Origin of the sequence: Collinsella sp. CLA-ER-H3, from assembly GCF_040092425.1 — a bacterium.
GTDB lineage: Bacteria > Actinomycetota > Coriobacteriia > Coriobacteriales > Coriobacteriaceae > Collinsella.
The window spans coordinates 281,416-299,162 of record NZ_JBBNLP010000001.1 but is presented as its reverse complement, the minus strand read 5'-3'; the positions used below and the strand labels follow the sequence as shown (position 1 = coordinate 299,162).

Annotated in this window: 13 protein-coding genes; 3 read left to right on the top strand and 10 right to left on the bottom strand. The window is 61.6% G+C overall.

Annotation, left to right across the window (positions count from 1 at the left end; translation table 11 throughout):
• The 5 genes from AAAX32_RS01345 to AAAX32_RS01325 all read right to left on the bottom strand — a co-directional run bounded on the left by AAAX32_RS01345 (nucleotide 1) and on the right by AAAX32_RS01325 (nucleotide 7,647).
• Entirely contained in the window at nucleotides 1–3,492 is a 3,492-nt protein-coding gene (locus tag AAAX32_RS01345; RefSeq protein WP_199411333.1) for a DNA-directed RNA polymerase subunit beta, read from the bottom strand.
• Nucleotides 3,493–3,779: 287 nt separating this feature from the next.
• Nucleotides 3,780–4,688, bottom strand: a complete 909-nt coding sequence (locus tag AAAX32_RS01340) for a UTP--glucose-1-phosphate uridylyltransferase (protein WP_055250255.1) — start codon at nucleotides 4,686–4,688, stop codon at nucleotides 3,780–3,782.
• Between the two features lie 314 nt (nucleotides 4,689–5,002).
• A complete protein-coding gene (gene rplL / locus AAAX32_RS01335; protein ID WP_006235005.1) occupies nucleotides 5,003–5,380 on the bottom strand; it encodes a 50S ribosomal protein L7/L12 in 378 nt (125 codons plus the stop codon).
• A gap of 102 nt (nucleotides 5,381–5,482) precedes the next feature.
• Entirely contained in the window at nucleotides 5,483–6,004 is a 522-nt protein-coding gene (gene rplJ / locus AAAX32_RS01330) for a 50S ribosomal protein L10 (protein WP_055250258.1), read from the bottom strand.
• Nucleotides 6,005–6,510: 506 nt separating this feature from the next.
• Nucleotides 6,511–7,647 (bottom strand): aminotransferase class I/II-fold pyridoxal phosphate-dependent enzyme, encoded by a 1,137-nt coding sequence (locus tag AAAX32_RS01325; RefSeq protein ID WP_349099709.1) that lies wholly within the window; start codon nucleotides 7,645–7,647, stop codon nucleotides 6,511–6,513.
• Nucleotides 7,648–7,740: 93 nt separating this feature from the next.
• On the opposite strand from AAAX32_RS01325, the gene AAAX32_RS01320 reads away from it, so the two are divergent.
• Nucleotides 7,741–8,400 carry a hypothetical protein gene (locus AAAX32_RS01320; protein WP_349099708.1) on the top strand — a complete coding sequence of 220 codons (660 nt, stop codon included), beginning with the start codon at nucleotides 7,741–7,743 and terminating at the stop codon, nucleotides 8,398–8,400.
• Nucleotide 8,401: 1 nt separating this feature from the next.
• On the opposite strand, the gene AAAX32_RS01315 is transcribed toward AAAX32_RS01320, so the two are convergent.
• The 5 genes from AAAX32_RS01315 to AAAX32_RS01295 form a co-directional block, all read right to left on the bottom strand.
• Nucleotides 8,402–8,965: a DNA-deoxyinosine glycosylase gene (locus AAAX32_RS01315; protein WP_349099707.1), complete on the bottom strand. Its 564-nt coding sequence runs from the start codon at nucleotides 8,963–8,965 to the stop codon at nucleotides 8,402–8,404.
• Nucleotides 8,966–8,968: 3 nt separating this feature from the next.
• Entirely contained in the window at nucleotides 8,969–10,345 is a 1,377-nt protein-coding gene (locus AAAX32_RS01310; RefSeq protein WP_349099706.1) for an alpha-amylase family glycosyl hydrolase, read from the bottom strand.
• Between the two features lie 153 nt (nucleotides 10,346–10,498).
• Nucleotides 10,499–11,695 carry an MFS transporter gene (locus tag AAAX32_RS01305; RefSeq protein ID WP_349099705.1) on the bottom strand — a complete coding sequence of 399 codons (1,197 nt, stop codon included), beginning with the start codon at nucleotides 11,693–11,695 and terminating at the stop codon, nucleotides 10,499–10,501.
• Between the two features lie 121 nt (nucleotides 11,696–11,816).
• Nucleotides 11,817–14,177, bottom strand: coding sequence for a ferrous iron transport protein B (feoB, locus tag AAAX32_RS01300; RefSeq protein ID WP_349099704.1), 2,361 nt, complete (start codon nucleotides 14,175–14,177; stop codon nucleotides 11,817–11,819).
• A 255-nt stretch (nucleotides 14,178–14,432) separates the two neighbouring features.
• On the bottom strand, nucleotides 14,433–15,335 hold the full coding sequence (locus AAAX32_RS01295) for an alpha/beta hydrolase (protein WP_349091882.1): 903 nt from the start codon (nucleotides 15,333–15,335) through the stop codon (nucleotides 14,433–14,435).
• A gap of 244 nt (nucleotides 15,336–15,579) precedes the next feature.
• On the opposite strand from AAAX32_RS01295, the gene AAAX32_RS01290 reads away from it, so the two are divergent.
• Together AAAX32_RS01290 and asnS are read left to right on the top strand one after the other, a co-directional pair.
• Nucleotides 15,580–16,143 carry a PTS glucose transporter subunit IIA gene (locus AAAX32_RS01290; RefSeq protein WP_022093882.1) on the top strand — a complete coding sequence of 188 codons (564 nt, stop codon included), beginning with the start codon at nucleotides 15,580–15,582 and terminating at the stop codon, nucleotides 16,141–16,143.
• Between the two features lie 181 nt (nucleotides 16,144–16,324).
• Nucleotides 16,325–17,728 carry an asparagine--tRNA ligase gene (asnS, locus tag AAAX32_RS01285; RefSeq protein WP_022093883.1) on the top strand — a complete coding sequence of 468 codons (1,404 nt, stop codon included), beginning with the start codon at nucleotides 16,325–16,327 and terminating at the stop codon, nucleotides 17,726–17,728.
• Nucleotides 17,729–17,747: the final 19 nt, after the last annotated feature.

The window sequence follows — 17,747 nt, the reverse complement described above, 5'->3', positions numbered from 1 at the left end:
CTACTCCTTATCAGTGGTCGTGGCGGCGACAGCCTCGGGTGCCTCGACGGTCTCGGCATCCTCGGCCTCGACGTCGGCGTCAACGCCGGCGAGCGCAGCCAGGTCGTCGAGAGCAGAGGTCTCCTCGGCGGTCACAGGGGCGGAGGCGTCCTCGTCAGCATCGTGCATGGGCTCGATGTCCAGCGCGAGGGAACGGATCTCCTTGACGAGAACCTTGAAGGACTCGGGGATACCCGGAACAGGAACGTTCTCGCCCTTGACGATGGACTCGTAGGTCTTGACGCGGCCCACGGTATCGTCGGACTTGACGGTCAGAATCTCCTGCAGGACGTTGGAAGCACCGTATGCGTACAGTGCCCAAACTTCCATCTCGCCGAAGCGCTGGCCGCCGAACTGGGCCTTGCCGCCCAGAGGCTGCTGGGTAACCAAGCTGTAAGGGCCGGTCGAACGGGCGTGGATCTTGTCGTCGACCATGTGGCCGAGCTTGAGGATGTAGGACGTACCCACGGTAATGGGCTCGCGGAACTCCTCGCCGGTGCGGCCGTCGAACAGGCGGGTCTTGCCGCGCTCGTCAAGCTGGGTGACGAACTCGGGACGCATGTGATCGCCAAAGGCAGCGGTGGCCTTGTTGAGCATGTTCTTGTTGGCACGACGAATGACCTCGGCGATCTCGTCCTCCTTGGCGCCGTCGAAGACGGGCGTCGCGGTGAAGAACGGACCGGGGACGTACTTGTCGGAGTCGGCCTTCTCGGTATCCCAACCGCAGGCAGCGGCCCAGCCAAGGTGGCACTCGAGCAGCTGGCCGACGTTCATACGCGAGGGAACGCCCAGCGGGTTGAGGATAACGTCGATCGGGGTACCGTCAGCCATGTAGGGCATGTCCTCGACCGGCAGAACGTTACAGATAACACCCTTGTTGCCGTGGCGGCCGGCGATCTTATCGCCCTGCTGGATCTTACGACGCTGGGCGACGTAGACGCGCACCTGCTCGTTGACGCCGGGGGCCAGATCGTCGCCGTTCTCGCGGCTAAAGCGGACGACGTCGATGACGCGACCGTAAGCGCCGTGAGGCATCTTAAGGGAGGTGTCGCGGACGTCGTGGGCCTTGGCACCGAAGATGGCGCGCAGCAGGCGCTCCTCGGCGGTCAGAGCGCTCTCGCCCTTAGGCGTGACCTTGCCGACCAGGATGTCGCCAGGGCCGACCTCGGCGCCGATGCGGATAATGCCGTCCTCGTCGAGGTTGGCAAGCATATCCTCAGAGAGGTTCGGGATCTCGCGGGTGATCTCCTCGGGGCCGAGCTTGGTGTCGCGGGCATCGATCTCGTGACGGGTGATGTTGATGGTCGTCAGCAGGTCCTCGGCCACCAGACGCTCGGACACGACGATACCGTCCTCGTAGTTGAAGCCTTCCCACGGCATGTATGCCACGGTGAGGTTCTGACCCAGTGCGAGCTCGCCATGATCGGTCGAAGGACCGTCAGCCAGGGGCTCGCCCTGCTCAACGGTGTCACCGACGCGCACGAGCGGACGGTGGTTGATGCAGGTGGACTGGTTGGAGCGCTGGTACTTGGCCAGGTGATACTCGTCCATGCCGCCGGCATGCTTGACGATGATCTTGGCAGCGTCGGCAAAGATGACCTCGCCGGCGTTCTTGGCCAGGGTGACCTCGCCGGAGTCCAGAGCGGCGCGACGCTCCATGCCGGTACCGACATAGGGAGCGGCAGGGTGAACCAGCGGCACGGCCTGGCGCTGCATGTTAGCGCCCATCAGCGTACGCTTGGCGTCGTCGTGCTCGAGGAACGGGATCAGCGTGGCTGCGACGGAGAGCATCTGACGCGGCGAGACGTCCATGTAGTCGACGTCCTCGACAGGCACGTCGGCGGGAGCGCCGAAGGAGCCGTCGAAGTCGCGGGTACGGGCGATCACGGTGTGCGGGCGGACAAGCTTGCCCTCGGCATCGGTCGTGATGAACTCGTTGGTCTTGGGATCGAGCGGCGTGTTGGCCGGCGCGATGACGTGCTTCTCTTCCTCGTCAGCGGTCATCCAGTCGATCTGGTCGGTGGCAACGCCGTTCTCGACGCGACGGAACGGAGCCTCGATGAAGCCGTACTCGTTGACGCGGGCGTAGAGAGCGAGCGAGCCGATCAGGCCGATGTTGGGGCCTTCGGGGGTCTCGATCGGGCACATGCGGCTGTAGTGCGAGTTGTGAACGTCGCGGACGGCCGTCGGCACGTTGGTGCGGCGGCTGGAGCCGGACTTGTGGCCGGCAAGACCGCCAGGGCCGAGTGCGGACAGACGGCGCTTGTGGGTCAGACCGGTCAGGGGGTTCGCCTGGTCCATGAACTGCGAGAGCTGCGAGGAACCGAAGAACTCCTTGATGGAGGCCACGATCGGACGGATGTTGATGAGCGACTGCGGGGTAATCTCGTCGATGTCCTGGGAGCTCATGCGCTCACGGACGACGCGCTCCATACGGCTCATGCCGATACGGAACTGGTTGGCGACGAGCTCGCCGACGGTGCGGATGCGGCGGTTGCCAAAGTGGTCGATGTCGTCGACCTTGAAGCCCTGCTCGCCGGCAGCGAGGGACAGCAGGTAGCGCAGCGTCGCGACGATATCCTCGTCGGTGAGCACCGTGACCTCTTCCTCGGTAGTGAGGTTGAGCTTCTTGTTGACCTTGTAACGACCGACACGGGCCAGATCGTAGCGCTGCGGGTTGAAGAGCAGGCCCTCGAGCAGGCTGCGGGAAGCGTCCACGGTGGGAGGCTCGCCCGGGCGCAGGCGACGGTAGATCTCGATAAGGGCGTCCTCGCGGGTGAGGGCGGTGTCGCGCTCCAGGGTGCGCTTGATCACATCGGAGTTGCCGAGCAGCTCGATGATGTCGTCGTTGGTGACGGCAATGCCAAGGGCGCGCAGGAACATCGTGGCGCTCTGCTTGCGCTTACGGTCGATGGAAACCATGAGCTGGTCGCGCTTGTCGACCTCAAACTCAAGCCAAGCACCGCGGGACGGGATGATCTGGGCCTTGTAGATCTGCTTGCCCGAATCCATCTCGGAGCTGTAGTACACGCCCGGGGAACGGACAAGCTGCGAGACGACGATACGCTCGGTACCGTTGATGATGAAGGTGCCCTGATCGGTCATCATGGGGAAGTCGCCCATAAAGACGAGTTGCTCCTTGATCTCGCCGGTCTCCTTGTTGGTGAGACGGACGTCGGTCAGAAGCGGGGCCTGATAGGTCATGTCCTTCTCGCGGCACTCCTCGACGGTGTGCGCGGGGTCGCCGAACTGATGCTCGCCGAAGGTAACCTCGAGAACATGGTTCTGGCTCTGGATGGGGCTGGATTCCTTGAACGCCTCACGAAGGCCCTCGTCCTTAAAACGCTCAAAGGATTCCCTTTGAACAGAGATAAGGTTGGGGAGCTCCATGGCCTCCGGGATTTTCCCGAAGCTGACGCGCTTGCGCTCAGTGGCAGTGTATGCGTAGGTCACCAGGTTTTTCCTCCTTCACGGAAATGCTCGGTGGGTTGGCGAAGCATAGCTTCGCCAGTTATCGCAACCTAATAGTTTATCAGGTAGCGACCGTTGGGCAAGAAAAGCCTTGACGCGATTGAGTTTTTGGAGTAGCAAAGTTTTTCGGCAGAAAACACGCAGGTAGATGTATGTGTATCGAACATCTGTTCATATATTTTCTGTGAACAGAGAGCCGGCAATCGCAGCTCTTATAAAAAACGGGCGCGAACCGAGGTCCGCGCCCGTAAATGTCGATGCCCGAAGGCTTACTTGCGCATCAATCCGCCGCGCTCGTCGATGGCGTCCCAGAAGGCATCGGCAAAGCGGGGGTCGCTTGCAGCCATGAGGGCGTTAGTGGCCATCCAGCCCGAGGGAGTGCCGGTGTCGTAGCCCGACAGCGGGTCGATGACGACTGCATACATGGCCTCACGGTCGAGCGAACGGGCCATGGCGTCGGTGAGCTGGATCTCGCCGCCCTTGCCGGCCTGCTGATCTGCCAGCAGGTCCATGACCAGCGGGCTCAGCAGATAGCGGCCGACAATGTACAGGTTGGACGGAGCAGCCTCGGGAGCGGGCTTCTCGACCAGACCGCCGATACGCCAGACAGCGCCCGGCTCGGCATCGGCAACGTCCTCGGCGCCCTCGAGCGAACCGACGCGCTCGCCGGCGATAACGCCGTAGCGGCTGACTTCCTCGGGCGAACAAGCAGCGACGGCGATAACCGAAGCGCCACCGTGCTCCTTGGAAACGGCGAGCATCTTGTCGCAGATGTCGCGGTTAGGCACAACGTAGTCGCCCAGAAGAACCAGGAAGTTCTCCCCTGCCACGGCGTCGGCAGCAGAGCGAATAGCATGGCCGAGGCCCTTGGGCTCGTACTGATAACGGAAGTCGACCGGCATACCGCCAGCGTGGGCGACGGCATCGGCATAGGCGTTCTTGCCGCGCTCGCGCAGCAGGTTCTCGAGCGAGCGATCGGGCTGGAAGTAGTTCAGCAGTTCGGGCTTGCCGGGCGAGGTAACGATGATGGCGTCGTCGACCTCCTCGGGGTCGAGTGCCTCCTCAACGACATACTGAATGACGGGCTTGTCGAGCACCGGCAGCATCTCTTTGGGCGTGCACTTAGTGCCAGGCAGAAAACGCGTGCCAAGACCGGCGGCGGGGATGATTGCCTTCATGTTATTCAAAGATCCTTTCGCAGGCGCAAAAGCGCCCCATGCGTGCGGCACACAGCCGCAGACCAAATTGCGATACCCAAGCATCTTACCGCTGGAACTATATGTCGCTACAAGGCAGAGACAATTCTTCAGCAGGTCAACGCAAATTATTGCTCGAATGGTGCAATTTTATTGCCCAAGGGCAAGGCAGCCGATACGACGCAAATCACAGAACATGGCAGTTTGAGCAACCGATGTTGAGGGACCGAAAAACAAAAAAGACGGGGCTCGCAATGCGAACCCCGTCTGCAAAGAAATCTGGCGAGAAAGCCTGATTACTTGAGGGTGACAGCAGCGCCAGCAGCCTCGAGCTTCTCCTTGGCAGCCTCGGCGTCCTCCTTCTTGGCACCCTCGAGAACAGCCTTGGGAGCGCCCTCGACGACCTCCTTGGCCTCCTTCAGGCCAAGGTTGGTGAGCTCACGGACGGCCTTGATGACCTGGATCTTGTTGTCGCCGAAGCCCTCGAGCACGACGTCAAACTCGGTCTTCTCCTCGGCCTCAGCAGCGCCAGCAGCGGGAGCGGCGACAACAGCGGCAGGAGCAGCGGCGGAAACGCCGAAGGTGTCCTCGATAGCCTTGACGAGCTCGGAAGCCTCGAGAAGGGTCATTTCCTTAAGAGCATCGATGATCTCATCGGTGGTAAGCTTAGCCATTTCTAAGTCCTTTCGGTTTCCGTGCGGATGCACGGAGATCAGTTAAAACACGGCGCGAATGCGCCAGGGGTGCGGCGTTGCCGCCGCGGGTGAAAACAGCGACTAGGCTGCCTTCTGCTCGGAGACCTGCTGGATCGAACGAGCGAGACCAGAGGAAACGCCGTTGACGCAGACAGCAATGTCGCGAGCGAAACCGGAGATGAGACCGGCGATCTGGCCGAGAAGCTGATCCTTGGTGGGCAGCTCGGCGATAGCCTTAACATCATCAGCGGAAACGGCCTTGCCGTCGGAGATACCGCCCTTGATCTCAAGGACGCCCTTAGACTTAGCGGAGAAGTCCTTAAGGGCCTTAGCGGCCTCGACCGGCTCGGTCTCGTAGAACACATAAGCGACGGGGCCGGCGAGGATCTCGTCGATCTCGGGCTGCTCCTGGTTCTTGAGAGCGATCTTGACCAGGTTGTTCTTGTAGACCTTCATCTCGGCGCCGCACTCGCGAAGCTGATGACGCAGCTCCTGAGCCTGCTTAACCGTCAGACCGTTGTAGTTGACGACGAACAGACCGGCGTTCTCGGCGATACGGGACTCGATCTCTGCAACCTTGTCGATTTTGTACTGCTGGGGCATGAATTACACCTCCTCGAATTCTTTCCGGGCACGGTCCGCCACAAGGACGTGACGGGGGCATGTCCAAAAAGAAAGCCCCCGCGCTGCATGAGCGACGGGGGCGAGAAGACATATCTACTCGACCACCTCGGCTGGCGGGATATCCCATTAAGCTCGCGGGCGATGCCCGTTTGCACCGGCTGTCTCTGGCAGCGGATTCGTGCGTGAACCGAAAGTATTATGGCGGGGACCCCGGCGTCGGTCAACGGAAAACCGGGCTGCACACAATTCCACCATCCGGCACGCTCCGCCGAAGGCCGGGCGCAAGGTTTTCGCTCGGTCAAGTCCTGGGCTCGCACGAAGGCCACATTAAGTGGCCTTCGGCTCGTGCGGAATCTACGAAAACCTTGCGCCCGGCCTTCGGCGGCGCGGCCTGCGGTGACTTTGGGGCAGCCCGGGTTTTCGTTGGCTGACGCCCCCACTCATAGTGCTTGAGTCGGTGGGCTGATGTGTTGCGTCCCGTTGGGCTATAAGGTTGAAATGAAGGTGGACAGGCGATTTAGGCCTTCGTCCAGATCTTGGTCGGAGACGCAGTAGCTTAGGCGGATGTGGCCTTCGGTGCCGAAACAGTCGCCCGGGACTAGGGCTACGTTTGCCTCTTTGATGGCTTTGATGCAGAAGTCTTCGCTTGTTAGGCCGAATTGTTTGATGCTGGGGAAGGCGTAGAAGGCGCCTGCCGGTTCCACTACGTCGAGGCCCATGGCGTCTAAGGCTGCGAGTACGCGCTCGCGGCGGACTCGGTAGACTTTGAGCATGGGGGCTGGGTCGACGGTGAGGGCTCGGGCTGCGGCGTCCATCTCGAAGGAGACGGCGCTCGATACTAGGTATTGGTGAGCTTTTGCGATCTCGGCGATGACGGGGGCTGCGGCTGCGAGCCAGCCCAAGCGCCAGCCGGTCATGGCCCAGGGCTTGGAGAAGCTCTCGATGACTACCGTCTGCTCACGCAGCTCCGGGTGACGCTGGGCAAAGCGCTCGTAGCCATCCACATAGACCAGGCGGTTGTATACATCGTCGCAGACCACGTAGATGCCCGCCTGCTCCGCCACGTGCGCCACGGCGTCGAGCGAAGCCGCGTTGAGGATACAGCCAGTAGGATTGTTGGGCGAGCAGATGACGATGGCCTTGGTCGCCGGCGTCACGCAAGCACGAAGCGCATCCTCGTCAATCTGGAATTGCGCGGGCTCCGTATCCAAAAAGACTGCTTTGGCGTGGTTGGCCACGACGATGCTCTCGTACAGGCCAAAGGCCGGCGTGGGAATAATGACCTCGTCGCCGGGGTTGAGCATAGCCATGAATGTTGCCGACAGGGCCTCGGTCGCGCCGTCGGTCAAGATGACCTCATCGGCGGAAAACGCCAGGCCCGCGTCATCCATATATTTGGACAGTGCATCGCGCAGGGCGGGGCGACCGTTGTTGGGCGGATAGTGCGTGTCACCGCGGTCCAGTGCGGCGGTCACCTCGGCGCTAATCACATCGGGCGTGGGAAAATCGGGCTCGCCAAGCGCAAGCGCGATGCACCCCGGGTGCTGGGCGGCGAGCGCGTTGATCCGGCGGATACCGGAGGGCTTGAGCGTGGCAAGCGAGGTATTCATGGGCAGTCGCATGGCGTTCCTTTCGTAAGGGTTGCACTAGGATAGCGCGGCGAGGCGCCGCCGGACGGTGTAACCTAAACGGAAACCAACCGGAAAGGAGGCGGCATGGAGACGACCGCGCGCGGGGATGTACCAAAAACGCTGCAAACCATTGCATATATCAGCATTCCCAATAGCGCCGATCTTGAGTTTTTGCTCTGGGACCTGCAGGATGCCATCGCCGCCTATGCACAGCTTTCCGGCACCGCACTCCCCCGCCCGGTGGACTTGGAGGCGGATGATGGCAGTGCAGTCGATGGCATGGTGCTCGCTGTTGATGATGCATTTGATGATGAGGTCATGATCGCTGTCGAGCAGATACTCGATCGCCTTGGGAATGCAGAGACACGCATCTATGTCATCATCCAGGCCCTGTCCAAAAACAACAAGCAGACCGACGAAGTCCTCGACCGCCTGTACCGGGCATGTATTCTACGTGACCTTCCATGGTGCGGTGGCGTTGTCGTCTGTGCCGGCAGCGGTATTGCGGCGCTTCGCCACTCCCCGCGTATGGGCCTCTTGCGCCGGCCATTTTCCGAAGCGATGGACAAGCTCGTAGGCGCCGTTCGCATGGGCTGCTCCGTCGAGCATGCGCAGCGACTTGGTGGTGGTAATGCCGAGGACGTCGACGCCGGCGGCATGGCTTGCGCCGAGCCAGCCGTGCCCGTGCCGATCTGGCGAGGCGTTCTGAAACACCTCGGCGCCCGCACTCAATCAATAATCTAAATTAATGAGCTGCCCAGTCAACGGCTTCACTCCAACGCTCGACAAGCCGCTCCAGGCGCCAGGCGGCATTGGCGGGACTTGTCGAGGGCAGGACGATGGCAGGCAGCCCCGTCCGATCTTGCAAGTAGCGTTTGTAGAGTCGCCCTGCCGTACCGCCGTTACAGACAACGATCTCGATCGGCGTGGCATCCGCAATGCGTTCAATATGTGCCGGCACAACGTTTTTGATGCTAGCGTCACTCGAGCCCTTAATGTCGCAGCTCTCGATCACATCCCACAGGGCCACGCCGCCGTTCAGCAGCATAGCCCGCTTGGCGGCGATGGAGGCATCGAGCGTCGCGAGCTCGCCGCGCGCCAAAAGATCGCCCTCGTTGGGCGGCACGGGCACACCGAGGCACGCGGCCATCACACGCCAAAAGCGATTCTGAGGGTTGCCGTAATAAAAGGCATTGGCGCGCGAAAGCACCGAGGGAAACGATCCGAGCACCAAAACGTGCGAGTGCTGGTCGAACACGGGCTCAAACCCATGCTCAATATGTTGATGGCCCTCGTCAGACACAGGCATGGGCTAGGCTCTCAACAGATAGCGCACGTCGTAGGGCGCAAGCTCAAGGGAGCCAGCCAGCTCGACCGTGGGCACGCCGTCGGCAAGCAGGTCGACAAAGGACCCGTTGAGCTCGCCGGCGCCAAAGGTGTAAGGCTCGCCCACGGCGTTCACCGCCACGAGCACCGTCGCGCCGTCACAGGCGCGCTCGAACAGCAGCTGCTTGTTCTGGATCACCACGTTGCGATAGGCACCATAGTTGAGGGCACGGGCCGCCGCGTCGTCGGCCGAGCGAAGGTGCGCAAGCTGCGTGATGAACGCCGTCAGCTCGTTGGGCGCAGGCTCATCGAGCGCAGGTCGCAGCGCCCAGTCGCCATCGGGGCCACCCTTTTCACCGGCAATTCCCCACTCGCTGCCATAGTAGACGCACGGGATGCCCGGCATGCCAAAGAGCATGCCATAGGCGGGACGCAGGCACGACTTGTCGGTGAGGATACTTGCCAGGCGCGGCACGTCGTGGTTGTCGACAAACGACAGCAGGTGCTTGCCGCGGTAGATGCACCACGGATCGCCGCCAAACTGGCGGTGCAGCGAGTGGGCGATCTCGAACATGTTGACCGAATTAAAGCTGGAATACAGGCCCTTGTAGCACTCGTAGTTGGTGCAGGAGTCGAGCATCTCATCGTTGACGATCTGGTTGTAGTCGCCGTGGAGCGTCTCGCCGATCAGCACAAAGTCGGGCTTGAGCTCACGGGCAAAGGCGTGCAGGCGGCGCATAAAGTCGCGGTCGAGCATATAGGCAACGTCCAGGCGCAGGCCATCGACGCCAAAGACGTCGGCCCAACGGCGCACGGACTCGAGCAGGTAATCGACCACGGCGGGGTTTTGCAGGTTGAGCTTCACGAGCTCAAAATGGCCTTCCCAGCCCTCGTACCAAAAGCCATCGCCATAGCAGGAGTCGCCGTCAAAGCTGATGTGGAACCAATCCTTATAGGGCGAGTCCCACTTGCGCTCCTGCACATCGCGGAAGGCCCAAAAGCCGCGACCGACGTGGTTGAAGACGGCATCGAGCACCACGCGGATGCCATGGACGTGCAGCGTCTCGCACACGGCGGCAAAATCGGCATCCCCACCCAGGCGACGGTCGATATGGCGCAGGCTGCGCGTGTCGTAGCCATGGCTGTCGGATTCGAGCGGCGGGTTAATGAGCACAGCACCGATGCCGAGCTCTTGCAGGTAGTCGGCCCATTGGGCGATCTTCATGATGGGCGCATCGGGGTTGGGCGCTGCGTTGGCAGCCTGGGCGAGCTCATCCTCGGCAACGGGGGCGGCGTTTTCGCGCGGAGCTCCGCAAAAGCCCAGCGGATAGATCTGATAGAACGTCGTCTCGTATGCCCACATAGCAACCTCCCGGTAAGCTCAACACAACGACATCCATTGTATGCCCGGCTTGTATCCTCTTCCCCAAAATAAGTTGCGGTGGAATAGTTCCCGCTTGGGCCTTCAGAGGCCTTAAACAGGAACTATTCCACCGCAACTGATGAGGGGACGTGATTAGGCGACGGGCTTTGCGCGGCGTATGGCCGGGAACAGCACCGTAATGGCGAGGATGACGCCCACGACGGTAATCGCCCCGCCCGCGAAGCCAATCCAGGAGATGCCGGGACCCGAAACCACGGCGCCGCCGATCGCGGTGCCCGTGCCGATACCGAGGTTAAACAGGCCCGAGAAGATCGACATGGCGACGGCCGACGAGTCCGCCGGCGTGTACTTGATGAGCTCGGCCTGAAACGCCACGTTAAAGGCCGTGGCGCAGCAACCCCACAGCGCGCAGACGGCAAGCACCGCCGCGAGCGACGATGCGGCCGGACCCATGAGCAGCAGGGCCACCGGCACGCCGGAGAGCGTGATAGCCAAGAACGGGAACCGGTGCCCGTCGAACAGGCGGCCGAACAGCCAGCTTCCGAGCAGACCAGAGCAGCCGAACGCCGTCAGCGTCATGGTAATAGCGCTTGCGTCGACGTGCGCGACCTGTGCCAGGAACGGCTCGATATAGCTGTAACCCGCATAATAGCCGGTTGCCATGAACACCGTGACCGCATAAAGCGCGATGAGGAACGGGTTCTTGAGCAGCTCGGGCAGTTGCTTAAGCGTAAAGCGCTCGCCCGCCGGCATGGCCGGGAACACGGCGGCCTGGTACACCACCGCAGCGGCAGAAAGGGCCCCGACCACGGCAAACGTCATGCGCCAGCCCACGGCCAGGCCAATGGCGCGACCGAGGGGCAGGCCAAAGATCTGCGCGATGGACGAGCCCGTAGCGATCATGCTGATGGCGAGCGCGCCGTGACGAGTGTCGACCAGGCGCGAGGCCATAATCGAGGCGACCGACCAGAACACGGCATGTGCGCAAGCGACCACCAGGCGCGCGCAGACCAGGATGGGATATGTCGGTGCCACAGCGGACAGGAACTGGCCCAGCGAGAACACGGCAAGCACGCCCAGCAGCATCCGCTTGAACTCAAAGCGCGATGCGAACACCATGAGCGGCAGCGACAGCAGCATGACGCCCCAGGCGTAGACCGAAATCATGATGCCTGCCTGGGCCTCGGTGAGCGAGAACGACGCGGCGATGTCGATCAGCAGACCGATGGGCATGAACTCCGACGTGTTGAACACGAACGCGCAGCAGGTGAGCCCGATGAGCGGGAGCCACTGCTTAAGCGTGATGCCGTCTTGCCTTGCCTGACTCATATATAACGTCTCCAATCATTTTGAGCGGAGGCGATTATATAGCAACGGCCCCGCATCCGTCAGTTACAGATGCGGGGCCGCAATCAACTTGATATACAGAGGTTACGCCATCAATAAATAGCTAAGCCAACCCCAGCAATATGCCCGCCGAATGCACGACAAACGCCACGATCCAGGCGACCGTCACCTGAAACGCGAACACGGCAACGGCATAACGTGCGCCCAGCTCGCTCTTGACGGCGCCGATTGCCGCCACACACGGCGGGTACAGCAACGTAAAGACCAGGAACACGTAAGCGGTAAACGGCGAAAACATGGTCGACAGCGCCGCGGGCGACGTTGCGCCCAAAAGCACCGTGAGCGTCGAGATGACGCTCTCCTTGGCAATAAGTCCCGTGACGAGCGCCGTCGAGGCGCGCCAGTCGCCAAAGCCGAGCGGCGCCAGTAGCGGAGCGATAATGCTGCCCAGACCTGCAAGCAGACTCTGCGACTGATCGGCGACCACATTAAAGCGAATGTCGAACGTCTGAAGGAACCAGATGACCACGGTAGCGGCAAAGATAATGGTAAAGGCCTTGGTAATAAAGTCCTTGGCCTTATCCCATGCCAGCATCACCGTCGTCTTGACACTCGGCAGGCGGTAATTGGGAAGCTCCATGATAAACGGCACCGGGTCGCCCTTAAATGCCGTGCGATTGAGCACCAAAGCCGCGATGCAACCGACCGCAATGCCAATCAGATAGAGCGAGACCATGGCGGGAACCGTCGCCTGCGGGAAAAACGCCCCGCACAGCAGACCGTAGACCGGCAACTTGGCCGAACAGCTCATGAACGGCGTGAGCATGACCGTCATCTTGCGGTCGTGCTCGGATGGGAGCGTACGGGTCGACATGATAGCCGGCACGGTGCAGCCAAAACCGACGAGCATAGGCACGAAGCTGCGGCCCGACAGGCCAAAGCGACGCAGCACTTTATCCATGACAAAGGCCACGCGCGCCATGTAGCCGGAGTCTTCCAGAATGGAGAGGAACAAAAAGAGCACGACGATAATCGGCAGGAAGGTCAGCACGCTGCCCACGCCCGTAAGCACGCCGTCGACAGCCAGCGAGCGCACCACGTCGTTGGTGCCGAACGCCTTGAGGCCCGCATCGGCCGAGGCGATGATGGCAGCGATGCCGTCCTCCATAAGTCCCTGCAACGCCGCGCCGATCACGCCGAACGTCAGCCAAAAGACGAGACCCATGATCACCAGGAACGCCGGAATGGCCGTGTAGCGACCCGTCAGGATGCGGTCGATCTTGACGGAACGCACGTGCTCGCGGCTCTCGTGCGGCTTGACGACGCAGCGCCCACACACGTCGCCGATAAAGCCGAAGCGCATGTCAGCCAGTGCAGACAGACGGTCGGTACCGGCCTCACCCTCCATCTGGGTAATGATGTGCTCGATGGCGTCAAGTTCGTTACGGTCCAGATGAAGCGCCTCGGTCACCAGCTCGTCGCCCTCAACCAGCTTGGTCGCCGCAAAACGCACCGGGATATGCGCCGTCGCGGCATGGTCCTCGATAAGGTTGGCGATGCCGTGAATGCAGCGATGCAGCGCGCCGCCGTCTGGACCATCGGGCGCGCAGAAGTCCAGGCGACCGGGGCGCTCGCGGAACCGCGCCACGTGCAAGGCATGATCCACCAACTCGCCAATACCCTCGTTGCGGGCAGCGCTAATGGGAACAACAGGCACGCCCAGCAGGCTCTCGAGCAGGTTGACGTCTACGGCACCACCATTGGCGGTCACCTCGTCCATCATGTTGAGCGCGATGACCATGGGGCGGTCGAGCTCCATGAGCTGCAGCGTCAGGTACAGGTTACGCTCGATGTTGGTGGCGTCAATGATGTCGATGATGGCGTCCGGGCGCTCGTCGAGGATGAACTGACGGCTCACGACCTCTTCGCCTGTGTACGGCGACAGCGAATAAATACCGGGCAGGTCGGTAACGTTCGCCTCGGGGTGGTTGCGGATGGTGCCATCTTTGCGGTCGACCGTCACGCCGGGAAAGTTACCGACGTGCTGGTTGGAGCCCGTAAGCTGGTTGAACAGCGTGGTCTTACCGCAGTTTTGGTTGCCGGCGAGGGCAAAATGCAGCGGCGCGCCCTCGGGCACGGCCGTCTTGGCAGCACGGGGCGAATACGTCCCCTCGCCGAGTGCCGGGTGCTCCGTCGTACCGATTGCGGCGTTAGCGCGCGGACCCATATCGGTATCGTGAATGCCCACAAGCTCAATGCGGGCGGCATCGTCCTTGCGCAACGTCAGCTCGTAGCCACGCAGGCGGATCTCGAGCGGGTCGCCCATGGGGGCGTACTTCATCATGGTGACTTCGGTGCCCGGCGTTAGACCCATGTCCAAAATATGCTGTCGGAGTGCCTGATCGTCCGATGCCACCGATGCGACAACGGCGTCCTTTCCGATCTCGAGTGTATCGAGCTTCACGTCCGTGTTCCTCCCCCGGCGCCCACAGGGCGTTGCATTTTGTTTATCTTGGCTAACCGTTTGCCATGGCTAACCAATTGTAACCATGCATGATAGCGCGAACACACAGCGACGTTCAATCAACAGATCGGTGCAAGGGGGACGGATTACTTTGCGCCAAGCCCTTGAGAGCTAGAGCGATGCCGATGTCTTGGAACCGACAGCGAAAGCCCGCTAGAGCGGCAAGTGGTTACGGCGTTTGGTAAAACGCCGTAACTAAAACCCGTGGCGCTCCAGAAAGCGGAAAGCCAGGCGGATCCAAGGGCGGACTGCCACCTGTTTGTCCTCGTTATCGACCGCGGTGTTGGCGTTACCGAGCGAAAGCCCGTGACCACCTTGGTCAAAGACGTGCATCTCGCAAGCGACGCCCTCCTCGGCCATGCGCTGCGCAAACGGATAGACCTGCGCGATCGGCGCCGTCTTGTCGTCGGACACGCCCCACACAAAGGTCGGTGGCATCTGACGCGAAACATGCGTGGTGGGGCAGATGTCGGCCAGATGCTCGTCAGTTGCCTCACCGCCCGTCACCATCGACAGGTAGTCGTTGAGCAAATCGCGCCCCGTCTTGCCGCCCGTCTTGGGCACGCGCAAGTCAATGCGCGGATCGCGCGTCTGCATGTCGCGCACATAGGCAAAGTCGAGCAATGGATAACCCAGCACCACGGCATCGGGACGAATGTCGTCCGGACGCGCCCCTGCCAGGCCCGCGAAGGGACCAGTCTTCCACTGTGTTGCCAGCGAGGCGCAAATCATGCCACCAGCAGAAAAGCCCACGACGCACACGCGCTTGGGGTCGACATGCCACTCGTCGGCATTCGCGCGCACCGTGGCGACCATCTTGGCAAGATCTGCCTGGGGGTGCGGAAAGCTCACGTCACCCGTAGAACTCGTGACATAGTTGAGCACAAAGGCCTGGTAGCCGCGGTCCAAAAACGCAAACGCCACCGGGTCCTGCTCGTGCGGAGCGATATGCGTAAACCCGCCTCCGCCGCAGATGATCACCGCGGGGCGGCGGCCATTGGGCTTGTCGGGCAGCGGCTCGGCACCCAGATACGTAAAGGTCGCCGGATAATCCTCGGTCGGCTCCTCGCCCCACAGCGCATGGTTCTCGACAATCATATGTGCTCCCTTCGCGCAAATTATGCGCACTCTTTTTTCGCATCTAAGCGTACCCCAGTTGGGTGCAGGACGCAGAAACTCTCCGGCAATAAGTTTCCCTCCAACTGATATATCACATAATCCCAGCTCAGAGGTATCGCTGAGCAGCGTAGAATAGGGGGCGTTGACCAAGCCGCGAAACACATATGAAACGTTTCCGGCAAACCAAACGCGCGATATGCGCCTATTTAAGTTGGAGGCAACTATGGGTCTGCTCGATTCGCTTAAGTCCACCTTCACCTCGACCGGCGAGGCGTCCGTTCCGCCCGCAGCAAGCTTCGCCACCCGCGAAGGCGTCATCTATGCCCCCGTCAACGGCGTGCTCGTCAACCTGGACGAGGTTCCCGACGAAACGATCGCCTCGGGCATGCTTGGCCAGGGCTATGGCATCGAGCCCATTACCGGCACCATCTATGCGCCCGCCAACGGCCGCATCGGCGCCACCACTGTCACCAACCACTCCATCGGCATGATCACCGAGGACGGTCTTCGCGTGTTCATCCATGTTGGCCTGGGCACCGTGGAAATGAACGGCAAGGGTTTTGCCCGCTTTGTCGAGATGGGCGATGTGGTCAAGGCAGGCCAGCCGCTCATCAGCTTCGACCGCGAGGCCATTAAGGCCGCTGGTCACGAGGACATCGTGACCGTCATCGTCTCCGAGCTCGATCGTCTTAAGAGCATCGACCATGTCGGCGAGTCCGGAACGCTTATTGGCGGCAACCCGCTCGTCAAGCTTGGCGACCCGCTGCTGGTAGCCAAGACCAAGTAGCCAGGCCCCGCGCCACACAGCCAAAAGGCACCTCGTCAAGCGCCCGCGACCATTTGGCCGCGGGCGCTTTTCGTTTGAAAAACCATCCCGCCAATGCCTTATCTGTATAGCCCAAATGAGCCGAGCTGCTAGAATATCGAACTGTATGGATAACTATCATTCAACCGTTATGGGAGGATACGTGAACCGCACCAAAATCGCGCAGCTCTATGCCGATGCCGAGTCGCTCGGCGGCCAGACCGTCACCGTCGCCGGCTGGGTCAAGTCCGTCCGCGACATGAAGAACTTTGGCTTTGTTACGCTCAACGACGGCAGCTGCTTCCGCGACCTGCAGGTCGTCATGAACCGCGAGGCGCTCGACAACTACGACGAGATCGCCCATCAAAACGTCTCGGCCGCACTCATTTGCACCGGCACCGTCAAGCTGACCCCCGATGCGCCCCAGCCTTTCGAGCTTTCTGCCACCTCCATCGAGGTCGAGGGCACGAGCGCCCCGGATTACCCGCTGCAGAAGAAGCGCGCAACCGTCGAGTTCCTGCGCACCCAGCAGCACCTGCGCCCGCGCACCAACCTGTTCCGCGCCGTCTTCCGCATCCGCTCTGTCGCGGCTGCCGCCATCCACCGCTTCTTCCAGGAGCAGGGCTTTGTCTACGTCAACACCCCCATCATCACCACGAGTGACTGCGAGGGCGCCGGCGAGATGTTCCGCGTGACCACGCTCGACCCCAAAAATCCGCCCCTCACTGAGTCCGGCGAGGTCGACTGGAGCCAGGACTTCTTTGGCAAGCATGCAAGCCTCACCGTGTCCGGCCAGCTCAATGCCGAGAACTTTGCCATGGCCTTTGGCGACGTGTACACCTTTGGCCCCACCTTCCGCGCCGAAAACTCCAACACCACGCGCCACGCCGCCGAGTTTTGGATGATCGAGCCCGAGATGGCCTTTGCCGACCTGAACGACTACATGGATAACGCCGAGGCCATGCTCAAGTACGTCCTTAAGGACGTCATGGCCACCTGCCCCGACGAGCTCAATATGCTCAACAAGTTTGTGGACAAGGGTCTGCTCGAGCGCCTGGACCATGTCGCCAACTCCGACTTTGCCCGCGTTACCTACACCGAGGCCGTCGAGATCCTAGAGCAGGCAGTCGCTGCTGGCCACCAGTTTGACTACCCCGTCAGTTGGGGCATCGACTTGCAGACCGAGCACGAGCGCTTCCTGACCGAGGAGCACTTTAAGCGCCCGACCTTCGTGACCGACTACCCGGCCGAGATCAAGGCGTTCTACATGCGCATGAACGAGGACGGCAAGACCGTCGCCGCCGCCGACTGCCTGGTTCCCGGTATCGGCGAGATCATCGGTGGCTCCCAGCGCGAGGAGCGCCTGGATCTGCTCGAGGCCCGCATCAAGGACCTGGGCATGAATCCCGAGCAGTACAAGTACTACCTTGACCTGCGCCGCTACGGTTCCTGCAAGCACGCCGGCTACGGTCTGGGCTTCGAGCGCTTGGTCATGTATCTGACCGGCGTGGGCAACATCCGCGACGTCCTGCCGCACCCGCGCACCGTGGGCAACGCCGACTTCTAATCGTCGGACGCTAGCTCGC